Annotated in this window: 2 protein-coding genes and 1 pseudogene; 2 read left to right on the plus strand and 1 reads right to left on the minus strand. The window is 34.9% G+C overall.

Annotated elements, in window-relative coordinates; genetic code table 11:
• Positions 1–312 precede the first annotated feature (312 nt).
• Positions 313–1,875 (plus strand): glutamine-hydrolyzing GMP synthase, encoded by a 1,563-nt coding sequence (guaA, locus tag OZD62_RS00095; protein WP_275019159.1) that lies wholly within the window; start codon positions 313–315, stop codon positions 1,873–1,875.
• A 32-nt stretch (positions 1,876–1,907) separates the two neighbouring features.
• On the opposite strand, the gene OZD62_RS00100 is transcribed toward guaA, so the two are convergent.
• Positions 1,908–2,615: a TerC family protein gene (locus tag OZD62_RS00100; protein WP_010082284.1), complete on the minus strand. Its 708-nt coding sequence runs from the start codon at positions 2,613–2,615 to the stop codon at positions 1,908–1,910.
• Between the two features lie 765 nt (positions 2,616–3,380).
• On the opposite strand from OZD62_RS00100, the pseudogene OZD62_RS00105 reads away from it, so the two are divergent.
• Positions 3,381–3,760, plus strand: a pseudogene (locus tag OZD62_RS00105) (ankyrin repeat domain-containing protein); the annotation flags it as partial.

Raw genomic sequence — 3,760 nt, forward strand, 5'->3', positions numbered from 1 at the left:
CTTGTTAGCGGGATCTCTTGTTAGCGGCTGAGATACCGCGAATGAATCGCGGTATGACGGTTCGCGGTGGTATGACGGTTCGTGGCAGCATGAAGATAATCCCGCTACTTGTTAGCGGCTGAGATACTGCGGCGGTATGACGTAGATTGCTGTCATTCCGCTACTAGTTAGCGCCGCAGCGGTATGGTGTAGGAAAATTAGCTATATAGCTAACTTGTACCACGCGTTAAAGCTTTTAAACAGGTCTTGGTTTACTTACTCCATTATTTTCTTTATTATCAGATATCATTTTAAATAATATGGAGGAGCAAATTGTCAGCAATTGCCATTATTGATTTTGGTTCACAGTTTACACAGCTTATCGCAAGACAAGTAAGAGGAATGGGTGTTTATTGTGAGATATTTCCAAGCAACATCAGTTTTGAAACAATATCAAAATTCAATGGGTTTATTCTCTCTGGAGGACCACAATCTGTAAATGATGATTGTTCTGAAACAAGTAGAGTAGTACATGAAATTATAAAACTTAATGAGGCAACAAGCGTTCCTATACTTGGAATATGCTATGGACAGCAACTCATTTGTCATTATTTTGGAGCAAAAGTAAAAGAGAGTTTCAAACAGGAGTTTGGTAGAACTAAAATCAAGATACGAAAAGAATCCCCCATTGTAAAGGATACCTGGGATGTTAATTCTGAAGTGGATGTATTAATGAACCATGCGGACAGTGTTGATACTATACCACAGGGATTTACTGTTATCGCATCAGGTGTGATAAATCAAACAATTGCAATGATTGTCAACGAACAGCGGAAGATTTACTGTACTCAGTTCCATCCTGAGGTTAAGCCCACAACAAATGGCAGTAAATTGCTCTCTAACTTCTTGGATATTGCAAATTGCAAAAGAGACTGGACAATGAAGTCGTTTATTGAGGAGCAAAAGGAAAAAATCAAAAATGTAGTAGGAGAGAAAAAAGTAATCGCTGCAGTAAGTGGTGGGGTTGATTCAAGCGTTGCAGCGGCTCTCACACATAAAGCTATAGGAAAACAATTGAACTGTATTTTTATCGATACTGGGTTGTTACGCAAGAACCAAACCATCGCTATGTTGAAAGAGATTCCGATAAATTACGTTGATAAATCAAATTTATTTTTGAGTAGGTTGAAGGGAATAACTGATCCAGAAGAAAAGCGAAAAATTATCGGTAACACTTTTATTGAAGTGTTTGAAGAAGAAGCAAAAAAAATAGGTGATGTGGATTTTTTGATGCAAGGTACCATCTACTCTGATGTAGTTGAGTCAGGGCATGCCTCAGACAACACTAGTACAATTAAGTCTCACCATAATGTTGGTGGGTTGCCAGAAAAGATGAATCTGAAGTTAGTGGAGCCTTTACGTTACCTCTTTAAAGATGAGGTAAGGCTACTTGGAAAAGAAATTGGGCTTTCAGACGAGATAATATTTCAACATCCATTTCCTGGACCCGGACTTGCAGTGAGGATTATAAGTGAAGTCGATAAAGAAAAGGTGCAAATATTGCAAGAAGTAGATGAAATATATATTAATACGATGAAAAATTACGATCTATATGATAAGATATGGCAAGCTTTTGCTGTATTATTACCAATAAAAACTGTAGGCGTTATGGGAGATGGTCGTACGTATGGATATGTTTGTGCTTTAAGGGCTGTAACATCATCTGATGGTATGACAGCCGATGCATTTCCATTTGAAGATAAGGATCAACACTTGCTAGTATTTTGGGATTTTTTACGCAATGTCGGCAGTATAATTGTTAATAATGTTCCCGGAGTAAATAGAGTTGTTTATGATATCACTTCTAAACCACCCGCAACTATTGAGTGGGAGTAAATCAAAAAGATCCCGCTGCTTGTTAGCTGGATCTAGAGATACCGCGAATGAATCGCGGTATGACGGTTAATTTTCTTTATTTTGCTTATAATTTCCACAAGCAGTGCAAACATAAATGAAGAATACAAATATCCTTTTGGTAATTCTATATGAAATCCATGAAGTATGAGGTACACACCGACAAGTAAAACAAATAAAATGGCGATTATTTTTAACCCTGGGTTAGATTTGATTAACTGGGCGGTATAACTTGATAAAAACAGCATTGCTAGCATGGAAAATGTAAATGCTGTAGCAATTATTACCATGTTATAAGTTAGTGCTATAGCAGTTAATATCGAATCAACCGAAAAAACTAAATCTATTAATATAATTTGTAGCACAACTAAAAAAAATTTTGATTTAACGTTTGCTTTCTTTTTATTTTTCTTACATACAAAGATGTCATCCCGTAACTCCATAGAGCTCTTAACAATAAGGAATAATCCCCCTGCGATCATAAGTAAATCCCTTGCTGATGCAGTGTGAAATATAGGTTTTTGCATTGATAATATAGATGATGTAAAAAATAGTATTACAAAACGCATTAATAGTGCTAATCCAAGGCCCATAAGGCGCACTCTTTCTCTCAGCGCATTTGGTACCTTATCTATTGCTAGAGAAATAAAGATTAAATTGTCTACACTAAGTATAGTTTCAAGTAGTGTAAGTGTCAGTAAAGTCCAAGCATCAGTTAGCATTTTTGTTTCAAATTCGGTTCTTCTTACTCTACAATAGATGTGTAAAAATTAAGTGACTTCACTCAGAAGTTTTATAGCAGTTCTCCAGAAAAACAGGATATATAAAGTTCAGCAGCTTCTTCTATTTTCGTTTTTGAGCAAAATCAATAATAAGAGAGTTTCTTATTTTCATGCACGCAAATAAGATAAAGCCTTATTTTCATTTTTGACTTTATTTGAAAATAATATATACTATAAAAATAGTGTGCTAGGTTGAATGAATGTATATTAAAGGATCACCATCAGGCAAAGTATTCGCTGGTTATCAGGCATTTATACCAAGCCCCTTGCCACCAAAATTTGAATGGGACAATGATTTAGTGAATAGTCTTTAAACCCTTACTTTACTATAAGGAAAGTGGTTGAAAACTTAGGTGTCGTATTTACAACAGCCTAAAGAGCAATCGTAAAGCTTGAAGATTTAGGCATCGTTTCACAAACTTCTCAAGGAAAGAGAGATCGGGTTTATTGTGCAACTGATATTTTGAATATTCTAGAAGAACCAACTAAGATTACAGAGAACTTCGATAGCACATTGTAGCTATTGTGATGAATAAATTCAGCAAACAGCAAGCTTAAAGAGTCTGATCCAATGGACATGCTGAACAAAAAGTAAGGAGCTCCTTTTGGAGGATTATATTAACTTATTAATTAATTGCTTGACTTTTAGCAGGATTTATTATATTATTTATTAATGAGTAATGCAATCAAACCAAGGAGGATAGCATGATAAATAATTTGGATTCAATAATTCTTGGAATAAAAGATGGTGAAAAGGCGATTGAAGATTTAAGGGTTGTTCTTAAAAAAAGAAAAGAAGAAGTTATTACTACACAGACATTTAATTACGCTTTACAATGCCCACAAACTACAAAGGAAGCGATAGTACACGAAATTCTGCTTCATTTTATACAAAATCCTGGCGAGCAATCACTAGAACAAGTAATACAATACTTAGATGGAGCAATACAATCTAGGATATATGCAAAAAACAACCCAATAAGAAATCTAGATGAAGAATTTCGTACTCATATAAACTTTAAAGATGAAGAGGGAAATACATTACTACATCATGCAGTTATAGGTAATAAAACTGAAGAAATAAC

The sequence above is a fragment of the Wolbachia endosymbiont of Drosophila seguyi genome (assembly GCF_028981765.1).
Taxonomy (GTDB): Bacteria; Pseudomonadota; Alphaproteobacteria; order Rickettsiales; family Anaplasmataceae; genus Wolbachia; species Wolbachia pipientis.

Excerpts from the sequence above, each read along its gene's own strand:
- OZD62_RS00100 (WP_010082284.1), bottom strand. The coding sequence starts at position 2,615 with ATGCTAACTGATGCTTGGACTTTACTGACACTTACACTACTTGAAACT.